The sequence below is a fragment of the Bacillus bingmayongensis genome (assembly GCF_000299035.1).
GTDB classification, from domain to species: Bacteria; Bacillota; Bacilli; order Bacillales; family Bacillaceae_G; genus Bacillus_A; species Bacillus_A bingmayongensis.
In genome coordinates this window covers 896,595-910,144 of sequence record NZ_JH921517.1, presented here as the reverse complement: position 1 = coordinate 910,144, position 13,550 = coordinate 896,595, and the positions used below count along the sequence as shown (strand labels likewise).

General features: G+C 35.6%; 16 protein-coding genes and 1 pseudogene. 3 read left to right on the top strand and 14 right to left on the bottom strand.

Annotated features, from left to right (window positions below; all coding sequences use genetic code 11):
* Positions 1-29: 29 nt before the first annotated feature.
* Positions 30-755: a polysaccharide deacetylase family protein gene (locus tag Y7E_RS0111770; protein ID WP_026049183.1), complete on the bottom strand. Its 726-nt coding sequence runs from the start codon at positions 753-755 to the stop codon at positions 30-32.
* Positions 756-802: 47 nt separating this feature from the next.
* Positions 803-1,066 (bottom strand): hypothetical protein, encoded by a 264-nt coding sequence (locus Y7E_RS0111765; protein ID WP_017151452.1) that lies wholly within the window; start codon positions 1,064-1,066, stop codon positions 803-805.
* A 120-nt stretch (positions 1,067-1,186) separates the two neighbouring features.
* Here Y7E_RS0111765 and Y7E_RS0111760 point away from each other — a divergent pair, with 120 nt between their 5' ends.
* Entirely contained in the window at positions 1,187-1,330 is a 144-nt protein-coding gene (locus tag Y7E_RS0111760; protein WP_000414451.1) for a small acid-soluble spore protein P, read from the top strand.
* 132 nt (positions 1,331-1,462) lie between these two features.
* Positions 1,463-1,843, top strand: a complete 381-nt coding sequence (locus tag Y7E_RS0111755) for an Hsp20 family protein (RefSeq protein WP_017151451.1) — start codon at positions 1,463-1,465, stop codon at positions 1,841-1,843.
* Positions 1,844-1,963: 120 nt separating this feature from the next.
* Here Y7E_RS0111755 and Y7E_RS0111750 read toward each other — a convergent pair whose 3' ends face one another.
* Together Y7E_RS0111750 and Y7E_RS0111745 are read right to left on the bottom strand one after the other, a co-directional pair.
* Positions 1,964-3,205: an MDR family MFS transporter gene (locus Y7E_RS0111750; protein WP_017151450.1), complete on the bottom strand. Its 1,242-nt coding sequence runs from the start codon at positions 3,203-3,205 to the stop codon at positions 1,964-1,966.
* 86 nt (positions 3,206-3,291) lie between these two features.
* The gene (locus tag Y7E_RS0111745; RefSeq protein WP_017151449.1) at positions 3,292-3,684 is read right to left on the bottom strand and encodes a hypothetical protein; all 393 of its coding nucleotides are present in this window, start codon (positions 3,682-3,684) and stop codon (positions 3,292-3,294) included.
* A gap of 137 nt (positions 3,685-3,821) precedes the next feature.
* On the opposite strand from Y7E_RS0111745, the gene Y7E_RS0111740 reads away from it, so the two are divergent.
* Positions 3,822-5,024 (top strand): alanyl-tRNA editing protein, encoded by a 1,203-nt coding sequence (locus Y7E_RS0111740; protein ID WP_017151448.1) that lies wholly within the window; start codon positions 3,822-3,824, stop codon positions 5,022-5,024.
* A 44-nt stretch (positions 5,025-5,068) separates the two neighbouring features.
* On the opposite strand, the gene Y7E_RS0111735 is transcribed toward Y7E_RS0111740, so the two are convergent.
* The 10 genes and pseudogenes from Y7E_RS0111735 to Y7E_RS0111685 form a co-directional block, all read right to left on the bottom strand.
* Entirely contained in the window at positions 5,069-6,166 is a 1,098-nt protein-coding gene (locus Y7E_RS0111735) for an acetyl-CoA C-acyltransferase (protein WP_017151447.1), read from the bottom strand.
* Positions 6,159-7,622 carry an acyl-CoA synthetase gene (locus tag Y7E_RS0111730; RefSeq protein WP_017151446.1) on the bottom strand — a complete coding sequence of 488 codons (1,464 nt, stop codon included), beginning with the start codon at positions 7,620-7,622 and terminating at the stop codon, positions 6,159-6,161. Before Y7E_RS0111730 ends, Y7E_RS0111735 begins: the two co-directional genes overlap by 8 nt.
* Before the next feature lie 83 nt (positions 7,623-7,705).
* A complete protein-coding gene (locus tag Y7E_RS0111725) occupies positions 7,706-8,287 on the bottom strand; it encodes a biotin transporter BioY (protein ID WP_017151445.1) in 582 nt (193 codons plus the stop codon).
* 343 nt (positions 8,288-8,630) lie between these two features.
* Positions 8,631-10,250 carry a long-chain fatty acid--CoA ligase gene (locus Y7E_RS0111720; RefSeq protein WP_017151444.1) on the bottom strand — a complete coding sequence of 540 codons (1,620 nt, stop codon included), beginning with the start codon at positions 10,248-10,250 and terminating at the stop codon, positions 8,631-8,633.
* A gap of 302 nt (positions 10,251-10,552) precedes the next feature.
* Positions 10,553-10,696, bottom strand: a pseudogene (locus Y7E_RS33625) (amino acid permease); the annotation flags it as partial.
* A gap of 136 nt (positions 10,697-10,832) precedes the next feature.
* The gene (locus Y7E_RS34300; protein ID WP_017151442.1) at positions 10,833-11,162 is read right to left on the bottom strand and encodes a GNAT family N-acetyltransferase; all 330 of its coding nucleotides are present in this window, start codon (positions 11,160-11,162) and stop codon (positions 10,833-10,835) included.
* Between the two features lie 238 nt (positions 11,163-11,400).
* Positions 11,401-11,604, bottom strand: coding sequence for a hypothetical protein (locus Y7E_RS0111705; RefSeq protein ID WP_017151441.1), 204 nt, complete (start codon positions 11,602-11,604; stop codon positions 11,401-11,403).
* Between the two features lie 371 nt (positions 11,605-11,975).
* Positions 11,976-12,224 (bottom strand): DUF2164 domain-containing protein, encoded by a 249-nt coding sequence (locus tag Y7E_RS0111695; RefSeq protein WP_017151439.1) that lies wholly within the window; start codon positions 12,222-12,224, stop codon positions 11,976-11,978.
* 15 nt (positions 12,225-12,239) lie between these two features.
* Positions 12,240-12,698 (bottom strand): peptidoglycan recognition protein family protein, encoded by a 459-nt coding sequence (locus Y7E_RS0111690; protein WP_017151438.1) that lies wholly within the window; start codon positions 12,696-12,698, stop codon positions 12,240-12,242.
* Positions 12,699-12,712: 14 nt separating this feature from the next.
* Positions 12,713-13,516, bottom strand: coding sequence for a protein phosphatase 2C domain-containing protein (locus Y7E_RS0111685; RefSeq protein WP_017151437.1), 804 nt, complete (start codon positions 13,514-13,516; stop codon positions 12,713-12,715).
* Positions 13,517-13,550 lie beyond the last annotated feature (34 nt).

The following is a 13,550-nucleotide window of genomic DNA, read 5'->3' as shown; positions in this document are numbered from 1 at the left end:
AGTCCCAAAAGTATAATCTTTTGGGACTTTTAATGTCTATATCGTAGCAATTCAGAAACTTTTACAAATCGATAGCCTTGCTTTTGGAGAGCTGGTAAAATTTTAGCCAATGCAGCTACAGTTTGACTTCGATCGCTTCCACCATCATGAAGTAGCACAATATCACCACTTTTTGCATTTGTTACAACATTCTTCACAATGGATTCAGTACCTGGGTCTGCCCAATCTTTCGGATCTTGATTCCAAGACCACAACACAATTTGATAACCTGCTTCTTTTGCTGTTGCAAATACTGCATTGTTAATATATCCTCCTGGTGGACGAAAAAGCAGAGGTTCCTTTACCCATTTTTGTAAATATCGTTTCTCCTCTAAAATATCGTTTTTTAATTTTTCATTAGATGCATCTCTTGCATATAAATGATTCATCGTGTGATTCCCAATTTCATGCCCTTCCTTAAGTACCCTGTTAACTAAATATGGGTTCCGTTGAATTCGAAAACCAATCATAAAAAAAGTTGCTTCAGCTTTATACTGTCGCAATAAATTAAGCACTTGAGGAGTATATGTAGGATCCGGACCATCATCAAATGTAATTGCAATAAGTTTTTCGTTATTCGGTACTTCCCACGTTACATAACCAGTAGGTTCCAATTCTTTTCTCATTAACATTTTCGCTTCTACTTTGTCCACTCGAAATATATGTACTACACAAATCAAACAAATGATTATTACAGGAATCTTTCTTTTCAACATATTGACTTCAGAATTGAACAGGTTGTTGAAATCATACAACAACCTGTTCAATCACCTAACTGATCCACATCTCGCATAATATTTTGTAAATTACTTTCAAACTGCTCAAGTTGTGGACGTTGTGTTTCAGATGCTACTTCAAGTGCATTTTGAATTTGCTCATATGCCTCTTGAACTTCTTGCCGTAAATGCTTTAAATCCTGACCATAATTCGGGTCATTTTTCACAATATTGTTATATAAATTTTCTGCTTGTACGACTCCTTGTTGTGCGGCTTGAAAAGCTTGCTGTTTATCTTTATGATACGGCATACACTTTCCCCTTTCTGTTATAGTTAGTCTCACTTATCTTTACCTTTTTTCATAAAAACATTCTCGTATAAATTTACAAAGTTCTCTCATTCTAAATACAAGAAGGAGGTGCAGCACAGCATGGAAAAAAACAATAGCAAGTCCATTCGTCAAAATACAAAAAAAGGGCAGCCTTCTGGGCAACCCGAGCCGTTAAGCGGATCTCATAAAGTAAAAAACCGAAATCATTCACGACAAAAAAATCACGCACATCATGATATGTAAAAGAAGGACAATGCACACGCATTGTCCTTCTTTTACAACAAACAGCTCGACATATTTTCTAGTTTGTTTTTCACCTCTAATTTCTTAATGCATATTATGATATGAATTGAGATTTTACGGAGGGTGTCTTACATGGGCAAGAAAAAGAAAAATTGTCTTTTTCGTGTTGATGGTTTTGAAGAATGGATGGATCAGTTTTGCTCTGATTCATATGACAACTTCAGTTTCCCTAATCACATCCACATTGACCTTTGTGAAACGGAACAAGAGTACATTTTAGAAACTGATATTCCTAATGTATCAGAACAAAATGTACTTATAAACAAGATGGAGACAGGCCTAACAATTCATATATTTCATAAAAATTCATCCTTACAACGAACAATTTCTTTACCTACTAATATCATATATAAAAAAATGCTAGCCTGTTTAGAAAACGGCTTTCTTGCCATACACATTTCCAAAACTGAAGTTGCAGATAAACATGAGAAAGAAGTTCTTTTTTCAAATTAAAACGTTATATAAAAACAGGGTAGAAAAAGTTCCTTACTAATTTTCCTACCCTATTTTTATATACAATTAAGCTTCTAATAGAAAAATTGATCAAAAAACAATGAACGTTACAGTCAACTGCTATTTCACTCCAGCTTCTGTCTTACAATTTACGGTGCGATCTCTTTTAGATAACAAGCTTCTTGTCAATAAAAGAATTGGAAAAGCAACCACTGAAAAGATAGCTAATATTGAAAATACAGCAAAACCATTTTGATATCCGTAATAATCTAACAGCAATCCCCCAAACCAAGGTCCAATAACAGCACCAATCCCTGAAAACCCCATTGCTCCAAAATACGTTCCTTTTAAGTGTGAGACCGAAATGTCATCAATAAACACATCCGTCATCGAGAACATCAATACTTCACCTACTGTAAAAATAATCGTGCAAAGAACCATGCTGCCAATTGATTCTCCTGTTCCAAAACCAAGGAGCCCTCCACTAACAAATAACGTACCAACCATAATCGATACAAGCGGTGTATACTTCTTACAAATCTGAATAACAGGGTATTGTATAACCACTACTATAATTGCATTTAATGTTAGCATATATGAGAATAGTGTCACGCCATTTTGAAATACATAAGAGTTCGCGAAATATTGAGATACTGTTGTTGTAAAATGTGAAAATCCACTGTTGCTCAAAATAATTCCAACTAAGGCAACTAAAAAAACAGTGTCTTTTCGTAAAATGCGAATTGCACTCACCATATTCACAGGCTTTTCTAGATTAATTGTCTTTTCACCGAGCGGGTACTTTTTAAATTGTAATGCTAATACAATCGTATACAAAACGTATACTCCAGCAGCTATTAAAAACGGAGTTGTTGATTTTGCACTCCCAATTTGCAATCCAACAAGCGGCCCAATTGCAACACCAACATTTATGGCACTATATCGTAAGTTATACGCAAGTAAACGATACCCCGGTTTTGTTAAATCAGACAATAGCGCTCGTGATGCCGGTTCAAAAAAGGAACGACATAAACCGTTTAATGCATTTAACAAAAAGAAACTTAGAACATGATCTGCTACTGAAAATCCTATAAACACAAAAGTCCAAAGAATAATAGACCATATCATAATTGTTTTACGACCAAAGCGATCAGATAAATTCCCACCAATAAAACTAGCAAATACTCCAACCAATGCGCTTGTTCCAATAATAGCCCCTGTCATCCCGGCTGATATATCTTTTACAGTTGTTAAATAAATTGCCAAAAAAGGAATGCTCATTGAAGTTGCAAATCTAGCAAATAAAGTCCCTACAATAATACTCATCCCAAGCGGGTGAATATGTTGTAACTTTCCTCTCATCCTAAAACCCTACTCTCTCTATTTCATACATAGAAAAAGAAAGCAAACTAACAGCTTTCTTCTCCCTGCTTCTATAATAAATATGATTATACCTTGGATGTCCTAGATAATTCCATATCAATACCATATGTAAACTGTAACTCTTTGCAAACATTTTTAATTAGGATATTCACATCATACTTTTCATTAAATTCAAGAACCGCATTTTCCACTTCCTCATACGTAAATTTGTATTCACCAGTGATGACACTTTTTAAATCAAAGCATTCATTGATACAAAGCTGAACGAGAAGCTGATCATACATAGCGGACACATCTTCTTTTTTCCATAATAACTCTTTCACATATAAGCGATCGAATATTATACTTTCTCGATTACACTCCGTTAAAGTCCGAGTCATTTCGTGTAATTCTCGATATAGTTCAGAAATATTTGTATTGAGACGAATCAATTTGTCTACGCCATTTTCATACAGCATTTCATCCACCCCCGTATATTCCCTTTTTCTTATTATAGCAAGAAAATTATAAAAAAGAGATTTTTTCTTCTGAAATATTAGGAAACTTATTTAGATTGCTTTACAATGAAACTAGTGAGATAGAGAGGAGTTTGAAAGTGAACCAAAAATTATATTACATCGATGCCTATCAGCAATCATTTACAGCACAAATTATAAAACAAGACTATGATAACAAAGGTAAACTATATGTTACTTTGACAGAAACAGCATTTTACCCAACCGGCGGCGGTCAACCACATGATACAGGAACACTAAATGAAGCTTCCGTCATTAATGTTGAGGAAGTTGAGGATGAAATCCGTCATTTTATATCAAGTGAATTATATACAAAAGAAGTAACAGGTAAAATTAATTGGCAGCGTCGTTTTGATCATATGCAACAGCATACCGCTCAGCACATTCTATCTGCTGCTTTTTGGGATCATTTTAACATTCCTACAATTAGTTTTCATCTCGGAAAAGAGACAATAACAATTGATTTAGAGACACCAGAACTTTCGTTAGAAACAGCTAATAAGGCACTCCAAATCGCAAATCAAGTCGTCTTTGAAAACCATCCTATCCATATTAAATGGATGAATTTAGAAGAAGCAAAGCAATTCCCCCTACGAAAAGAACCAACGATTACAGAAAATATTCGCGTTGTAATCATTGAAAACTACGATTACAACGGTTGTGGTGGCACACATCCAAAATATACAAGTGAAGTGGGACCAATTCATATAATAGGGTGGGAACGAAATAAAGGTGGAATTCGCTTAAGCTTTGTTGCAGGATGGCGCGCCTTAAAATTAATGGGCCATCATCAACAAATCATAAAAGACGTTTCTAAACAATTAAACAGTAGTGCGGACGATATACCAAATAAAGTTACTCATCTTCTCGCATCTCATAAAGAAAATGAAAAAGCACTACAAACTATGAGTGAAAAACTACTATTCGTAGAAGCAAATGAATTACTGCAACAATCCGAAAATATACATGCCGGGACACTCGTTTCTAAAGTCTTTACAAATCGTTCCATGCAGGAAATCGCAAAATTATCTGCTATCATTACCGAACAAAATGAACATTCGATTACATACTTCGTTACCGAGAATGAAGAAAAACTACAGTGTGTTCTTGCATGTGGGAAAGCGATAACAGCAAACATGAATACAATTTTAAAAAATGCCCTCCCTACTATCGAAGGAAAAGGCGGCGGAAATCAAAAAAGCGCTCGCGGCGGCGGGAACGCAGTTATTACAGGAGAAGAATTTTTAGCTCAACTTATTCATGTATCACAAGAAACAGTTTAAAATAAAATCTAAAGGGTAGCCTGATGCTATCCTTTAGATTTTTTCTAGCCCTCTACTTTTTCAAATAATAGAGCAAGCCCAATTCCCCCGCCAATACCTAATGTTGCTATTACGTATTGCGCCTGCATCCTTTGTACTTGATGGAATAACCGAGTCACAAGCATAGCTCCTGATGCACCATAAGGATGACCAAGAGCAATCGCTCCACCGTTCACATTTAACTTTTCATAAGGAATTTGTAGTTCTTGTGCACAAGCTACAATCTTAGCAGCAAAGGCTTCATTCATTTCAATATAATCAACATCGTCTATTGAGAGGTTCTGATCTCGTAATAACTTTTGCACAGCAAATATAGGCCCGCTCCCTGGTAAATGGGGATTTACACCAATAACAGCACTATGGACAAACCGAAGGATCGGCTTATATCCAAGTTCATGAGCCTTCCTTTCCTCCATTACAAGTACAGCACAGGCTCCATCATTCACACCACAAGAATTTCCTGCTGTCACTGTTCCTCCTTGTAAAAAAGCCGGCCTGGTTCTTTTTATAATTCGTTCATAATTCATTCTGTACTTTATCGTTTCATCCTCCGTTATATTTGAAGAAATCGGAATAGTTTCCTCTTGTAAATATCCTTTTTCAAGTGCTGCCAATGTTCTTTTATAACTGAAACAAGCATATTCATCCTGCATATCCCTTGTAATTTTGTATTGCTCTGCTATATTTTCAGCTGCTATTCCCATATCCGGATCTCCGATACAATCAGGTGAAAAGCGAGCCCTCTTCTCAAAAGGTGATGTACTTGTACTTTCAACACCACCAGCAATATAACAACTACCTGCCCCACCTTGAATAAGATGACAAGCCATCCGAATCGCTTCTAACCCAGCGCCACACTGTCGATCAATTGTTACACCTGGCAACGCAAACGGAAGTCCTGCTTCAAGTGCCGATAACCGTGCAACATTTCCGCCCGGTCCAACAACGTTTCCTAATATTACATCGTCTATTTCATGCTCTATTCCTTGACTTAAGTGCGCCAGTAAAGGTGCTGCCAATCGCTGAACCTCATACTCTTTAAACATCCCCTTCTCCTTACCAATCGGTGTTCGCTTCGCCTCTACAATAACAGCTCTATTCATAAACTTTCGCCTGCTTTTCAATTATCCTTTTTGCTACTTCACGGGCAATTTTCCCGCTACTTGTATGTGGAATTTCGTCAATAAAATACCACTCTTTTGGAATTTTAAATGATGATAATCGTTGTAAGCAAAAACTTTTCAGCTCTTGCTTTGTAGCTTTTCCCTTTACAATCGCAACAGGTTTTTCGCCCCAATATTCATCTTTTATACCGACAATTACAATTTCTTTGATATCCGGATGAGTAGATAATACACTTTCTATCTCCTCTGGAAAAATATTGATTCCCCCAAATAAAATCATGTTTTTTTCTCTACCTACTATATATAAAAAACCTTCCTCATCTTGATATCCTATATCATACACAGTCATCCACCCATCTTCTGTAACTTGACAAGAAAGATCTCCATTCAGTACATAACCCATAAAAAACTGATCACTTTTCACATAAACAGTTCCAATTTCACCCTGCTTTAATTCCTTACCTTTTTCGTTACATATCCGAATTTGCACGTTATGACATGGTTTTCCAACTGAAGATGCTTTTCTTTCACTTTCTAACTCTGTTAGTGCTGTGACAAAACTTAATTCAGAAGCACCATAAAATTCATATCTTTTTGCATGTGGAAATACATTTTTTACTTTCTGCTTTGCTTCGGCTTCCCATTTTGCTCCTGAAGAAATAATTTTCATTTCTTGTTCTATAACACTTTCCTCTTTATATAATGCCTCTAGCATAGTTGGGACGGTATACATCACTGAAATCTTCTCTTGTTTCAATATAGATAAAATATGATTTGGAATGAATTTTTCAACAAGACACACTGTTTGTCCTAAATATAGCGCACTTATTGCCCCATATAAAAAAAGAGAATGAACCAATGTACCAGCAAGCAAAACCGTATCATTATTCTTCATATGGAAATCATGTAAATTGCAATCAAAGCTATGGACCCAAGACTCCTGGGCTCTAAGAAACGCCTTCGCTTTCCCGGTTGACCCTGATGTAAACCCCATATAAAATGGGAGATGCTTTACACTTTTTGAAGCATGATACACATTTAACTGGTCATCTATCATTTGATTCCATTCATGAATAGAAAGTATCTTTTCGTCTATTCGTGGTATTTCACTCAACTTATAGTGTTCGGAAATTACAATCGATGGATTTGCAAGCTTTAACCGCTCTTTAATTTCATCCTGCTTCCACTTTAAATCAAGCGGCACACAAACCCACCCTGCCATTGCAGCACCTGCAAAGATTTGTAAAAATTCAATACGATTCTCTAACAAAATTGCAATCGTTTTATTCGTTGTTTTTTCTTTATTAAGCCAATTTGCAACTTGGCAAACAGATTCGTGCCATTCTTTATATGTTAATAGTCTATCTTTTTCTTGTAGCGCTATTTTATTAGGATGTAAACAAGCATGTTTCCTATAAGATGATGTAATCCCCACTGCTATTCACCCTTTCCTTTCAGATAACAAAAAGAAACACGCTAATACGTGTTTCCTACATTTTATAAAGTCTCTTACACTCTTTAGCTAGCATTTGCATTTGAGATTTTATCACTCTTTACCGTAGGCGTAATGACGTGCCTCAATGAACGATGTAATCTAGGTACAAGAACTGCTGCTATAACTGCTTTAATAAGGTCCCCTGGTAAAAATACAACACTTACTTTAATCGCTTGCCATATAGAGGTATCCATGATAAATGCTTGAACAGTCACGCCAAATATATAAACAACTAGAATTCCGCCAATTATATTAATCAAAAATACTTTTATAATAGATACATGACGTAAACGCTCTGCAATATAACCTATCACGAATGCTCCAACAACGTATCCAATTAAATAACCTGCACTCGGACTAACAAAGACACCTGGACCACCACGGCCACCAGCTAATAATGGTGCCCCTACTCCAACAACAAACAAGAAAACCATTTGACTTAATGCCCCAAGACGCGATCCAAGCAATCCTCCTGCAAGCATAACCCCAAGAGATTGCAATGTAATCGGAACAGGTGTAACAGAAAGCGCAATTGGTGGTATCAGTCCTAACACACCCATAATTGCACTAAATAAAGCAACAAAAACTAAATTTTTTGTATTCATGTTTTTTATTTCTCCTATTTGTAAACTATAATAATCTACAAGATAACATATCATTGATGTTATCTTACCTTTACTCTCGTATTATTGTCAACGTTTTTTCGATTTTAGTTAACAATTAAACCCACTATAAATTAACATGATTCAATATAAAAAAGCGACTCCCATCGGCAGAAGTCGCCTCTGCTTATAAAGTGCAACTTTAATCAGTGGGGTTTTCTTCTTCCCCCACTGATTATCAGCCCGCACCAATCAGGCTTTTACGGGCAGTTTATCTTCCACCTAACTTCTTTACTTCCGCCGAATTTTGAGGCGGGAGTATTACTGCCTAGAATAGCGGGATAAATTATTTTTCGCTACCTTTATGCAAATCCTCTAGTTCTTTTCGTAATGCTTGCTTCAAAAATTTCCCGACGGATGTTTTTGGAATTTCTTCCATAAACACAATATCATCAGGTAACCACCACTTTGCAAACTGTGGTCGTAAAAATTCATATAATTCTTCTTTCGTTACAGAACTATTTTGTTTTTGCACAACACACGCAATAGGTCGCTCCTGCCACTCTGGATGAGGTACCGCGACAACGGCAGCTTCAAATACAGCCTCATGCGCCATTAAAGCATTTTCTAAATCAACGGATGAAATCCACTCACCCCCACTTTTAATAACATCTTTTGTGCGGTCAACAATTTTAACGCAGCCCTCCTCATCAACTGTAACAACATCACCTGTATATAACCAACCATCACGGAATCCTTCTACAGTTCGTTCATCGTTATAGTAACTTGCAGCTATCCACGGTGCTCGTAAACAGAGTTCCCCCATCTCAGTTCCATCCCATTTCACTTCTCCACCCGCTCCAACTACTTTCATCTCAACGCCTGGTACAAGATACCCTTGCTTTGATCGAATTTCAAGCTGGTCTTCGTAGGATAAATCTGTCTCATAGCTTTTTAACCGTGCAAGCGTTACAAGCGGACTTGTTTCAGTCATTCCATATGCATGTACAAACGGAACGTTATACTTTTGTTCAAATGCAGCTATCACACTTTTAGGTGCTGCAGCGCCTCCACACAAAATTCGTTTCATACTTGATAAATCATAACTATTATTTTCTAATTCCTGCAAAACACCAAGCCAAATCGTTGGTACACCGGCAGCCAATGTTACTTTTTCATTCTGTATCATTTCTAGTAAAATTTCCGGTGTAAACATCGGGCCAGGTAAAACTTGTTTTGAGCCAAACCACGTTGCTGCAAAAGGTAATCCCCAAGCATTCACATGAAACATTGGAACAATTGCCATTGCTGCATCACTTTCAGATAATGCTGCTGTATCTGCTAATCCTAAAGCCATACAATGAAGTACCGTACTACGATGCGTATATACAACACCTTTCGGATTACCTGTTGTCGCTGATGTATAACACATACCCGCCGGTGTGTTTTCATCAATATCTTTTAAGAATTGGAAATCAGGATCTCCTTCTGTAAGAAGCTGTTCGTAGTGATAAACCGGCTCTAATGAAGTTTTTGGAAGCTCTTTTTTGTCAGTCATAATGATGTATGCTTGTACAGTTGATAATTCACTTTGAATTTTTTCAACGAGGGGTACGAGATCTTCATCAACGAGTAAAATGCGATCTTCTGCATGTCCAATAATATAGGAAATATGCTGTGCAGATAAACGAATATTAATCGTATGCAAGATAGATCCAATACTCGGAATAGCAAAATATGCTTCTACATGACGATGATGATTCCATGCTAAAGTTCCAACTCGTTCTCCCTCTTTTATCCCTAATTTCTTTAATGCACTTGAAAGTCTCCTCGTTCTTTCTCCTAATTGTTTGTACGTTAAAGTTGTAATTGTGTCATGTGTACGCGAAACAATTTCTTTTTTTGGAAATAACTTTTCTGCCCTTTCTATCATGGAACTAATAGTCAATGGTACATTCATCATCATATTCGCCCAGCCTCCTATTAAAGCGTTTTCATTTTTAAATTTATTATATCAAACTCCCATAAATAAAAGTGAAAATATTTCAGTATTTTCTGAATTATTTCCACAGAAATAATATTCCAATTGACTTATATTAATCTTTTTATTCCATATCGCTTGATATCGTATCTTTTTCTATGACTATATTACTTTCATTGACGTTTTTCCATATCATATACCCTACACTTATCATTAGTAAAAATGGGACTCCAGTCAATAGTGTAGTTTTAAACATATCAGTAAACCATGTTGTGATAATAATTGCTAACATTAATACCACTTCCTAAAAATAAACCTGTTCCGATTGCCCCGCCAATTGCAATCATCGATAACTGCCTGGTAGACAGTCCTCTTTGCAACCCTTTCTCTCTTTCTATAATGCTTTGAAACTCTCCCTCTCTCTTCTTCATATACTCCCTCACTTCTATCTATTTTGTATAAATTTATAAAAGTATAAGAAATAAATTGACTTCTTGCCAATTTATTTTGCAGAAAATTCAATCTATTTTCAATTTGAAATAAATAGACGGAAATGACCCCATTAGGTTACTCCCCTCTATTTATTTCATCATATATATCACATGTAATGAAATATCTTTTCGTATCACGATACGTATCCCTTACAAACGAATTATTTTTAATTGTTCTATCATACTCCATTCCTAAACGCTTCATTACTCTTTCAGATTGTTCATTTGACGTATGGCATCCTGCTTCAATTTTGTTTAACTTTAGTCGTTCAAATCCATACTTAAGAAAGGTAGCAGCAGTCTCTGTCGCCATACACCTTCCCCAATACTTACATAATAGAGCATATGCCAGTTCTGCTTTATTCTCTCGAGCATCATATTCAATAAAACCACATGTTCCAATCAATTTTTTTCTTTTTTCACCTCTATACCAAAAGCTGCTATGTCACCCTTTTCATATTGCAGTAAAACTGATTGAACAAATATGTTAGTGTCAGTTATCGTTTTATGAGGTTCCTATACAGTATACTTTGTCATTTCAACATCTGAAGCATACTCAAATATATTAGGAACACCTTGTATATGTATTAGACGTAATATCAATCAATTCGTATAAATTGTTGGATATGGATGCTTTTCTTCTATCATAGTGGTTTCTTCTTAAACTTTTGATAGTCTCGCACTTTCAACAGAAGTATACTTCCACAATCCGTACAAATATAAGCATCCACTGGAGAAGACGTAAACATCGTCTCTTTTTTTCTTATTTGTGCATATCCAACAAATTCACCTTCCCCAATATTATTAGAGCCACAATAAGAGCATGTATGTACCTCTTTCTTTCGCATGAGAGCACCACCTTTGTTCTGTTTCTACTCCCTTCGACAGTAATCTTCCATTTTCCTTCCATAAAAAAAATCCTAATTCTCCTAAATTTTAAAAGGAAAAATAGCATTAGAGCCGTATTCATATATTGTAAATACATATATTACATTCTTTTTTGGAGGTAAAACATTGAATTCTACTATTACACTTCCTTCAGCAAAAGTGATCAAACAAGCAGAAATCAACATATTGTTCGCTAGATTAATAGCCTTACAAACAATAAAAGAATTTGGACTCATGAAAGTGATAAGAAATAAAAAAAGATAGTATGGATATTCAATCCTTACTATCTTTACTCTTAATCGTTACGTGCCTTTAATAGTTAAGCCTCTTTTTACTTACCTTCCTGTTTTTCTAATACGTATAAATCCTCTTCTATGTTCGACAACTTATCTGTAATTAATTTTCTTGCATCTCCAATTGCTTGGTTATATGCATATGGTCCAAGTAATTTTATCATTTCTTCTATTAAACGTTCTGCTTGAAAACGCCCGATTGTATCTAAGTCTTCCTCTTCAAAAAACTGCTGGATTTGTTCTACAAGCTCATCTTTCTTTTCATTTGGTATTTTTACATTCATCATGAACCATCTTCTCCTCTATTTTTGAGATAGTATTTCCCTTAACTCTACCATAGAAAAACGTGTTCCTGGACAAGTTTTTGTAACACCTTCTAATTCACGATGACCAAGTATGTGTGCTTCACATATAGAGAATTGCTCCATAAAGTCTCTACATAACGAATGTAGAGACTCCATTTGTGCTAAAGTTGGATCATATTTATCAAAATTACCTGTCATGCAAATTCCTATCGTTTCACTATTATATCCTTTTGCGTGAGCTCCAATGTATAATCCTCTACCTTCAAACACAGTCCCATCTTCTTCAATAAAATAATTATATCCAATGCCGCTCCAACCTCTTACCTTTTGATGGAATTCATGTGTTTTATGCACATCCCATCCATCTTCAGCTGTGTGATGGATAATAAGTTTTGTTACGCCTTGTAAAGGCTGCAATTCATCTTGAAACTTCAGCTTTGCTTGTTTAATTTCCATTCTGAATCCCCCTTTTACAACTCAATCATGATTACCGTTTTATCATCTGGTCGAATCCGCTTTTGTTCTTCTAATTCTTCTATTATAGAAACATATTCTTTTATACCATGTATACTTACATATTGTACCGTTTGTTCAAGGGACCAGTCTGGGTGAAATAATCCATCCGAACAAATAAATATTCCTTTCACTTCAGCAAGTGGTAATTCTCCTTGTTGGATCCAAGTAATTGCTTCTGGCATCCCATTTGCTACTGAATATCCATTTGGCATATTGGCAAGATAACGATTATATTTTAATTGTTCTTGCATGTCATTAAATATATGTTCTTCCGGTACAAGAAGTCCCTTTTTTTTATCTTCTTCACGTTTTCTTTTCGCTCGTACACTAATCCCTTTTACTGTATCCTTTGTTAGCACCTTCATTGTTCCATCATGCAATGTAGCAACAATCATACAGTCGCCTAGTTGTGCATATTGAATGCTTCTATCCTTTATACAAACTACAGCAATACATGTACACCATACATGATCTTTTTTTCTCGTATCAATCTTATACTCTATCATTTTTTCTTCTAACGCTTTGTTTGCAATTGCGATTTCATTTTGTAAATTGGATTTTTCTTTTAAAGATGTAAAATGACTTGCAAATAAGTTTGAAGCTAGATATGCTCCATTATGCCCCTCTTCATCTTGAAACGGGACAAGTGGCGTTGCCCCATCACATACACCATAAACTCTCAATCCTTCATTACAAAAAAATGAATCTTCACACTCCTGTTTTAAAGGACTTTTCTTTTGATACGTTTTAATTTCCATATCTTCACATCTCCTTAATAAAACCCGAAAAAGT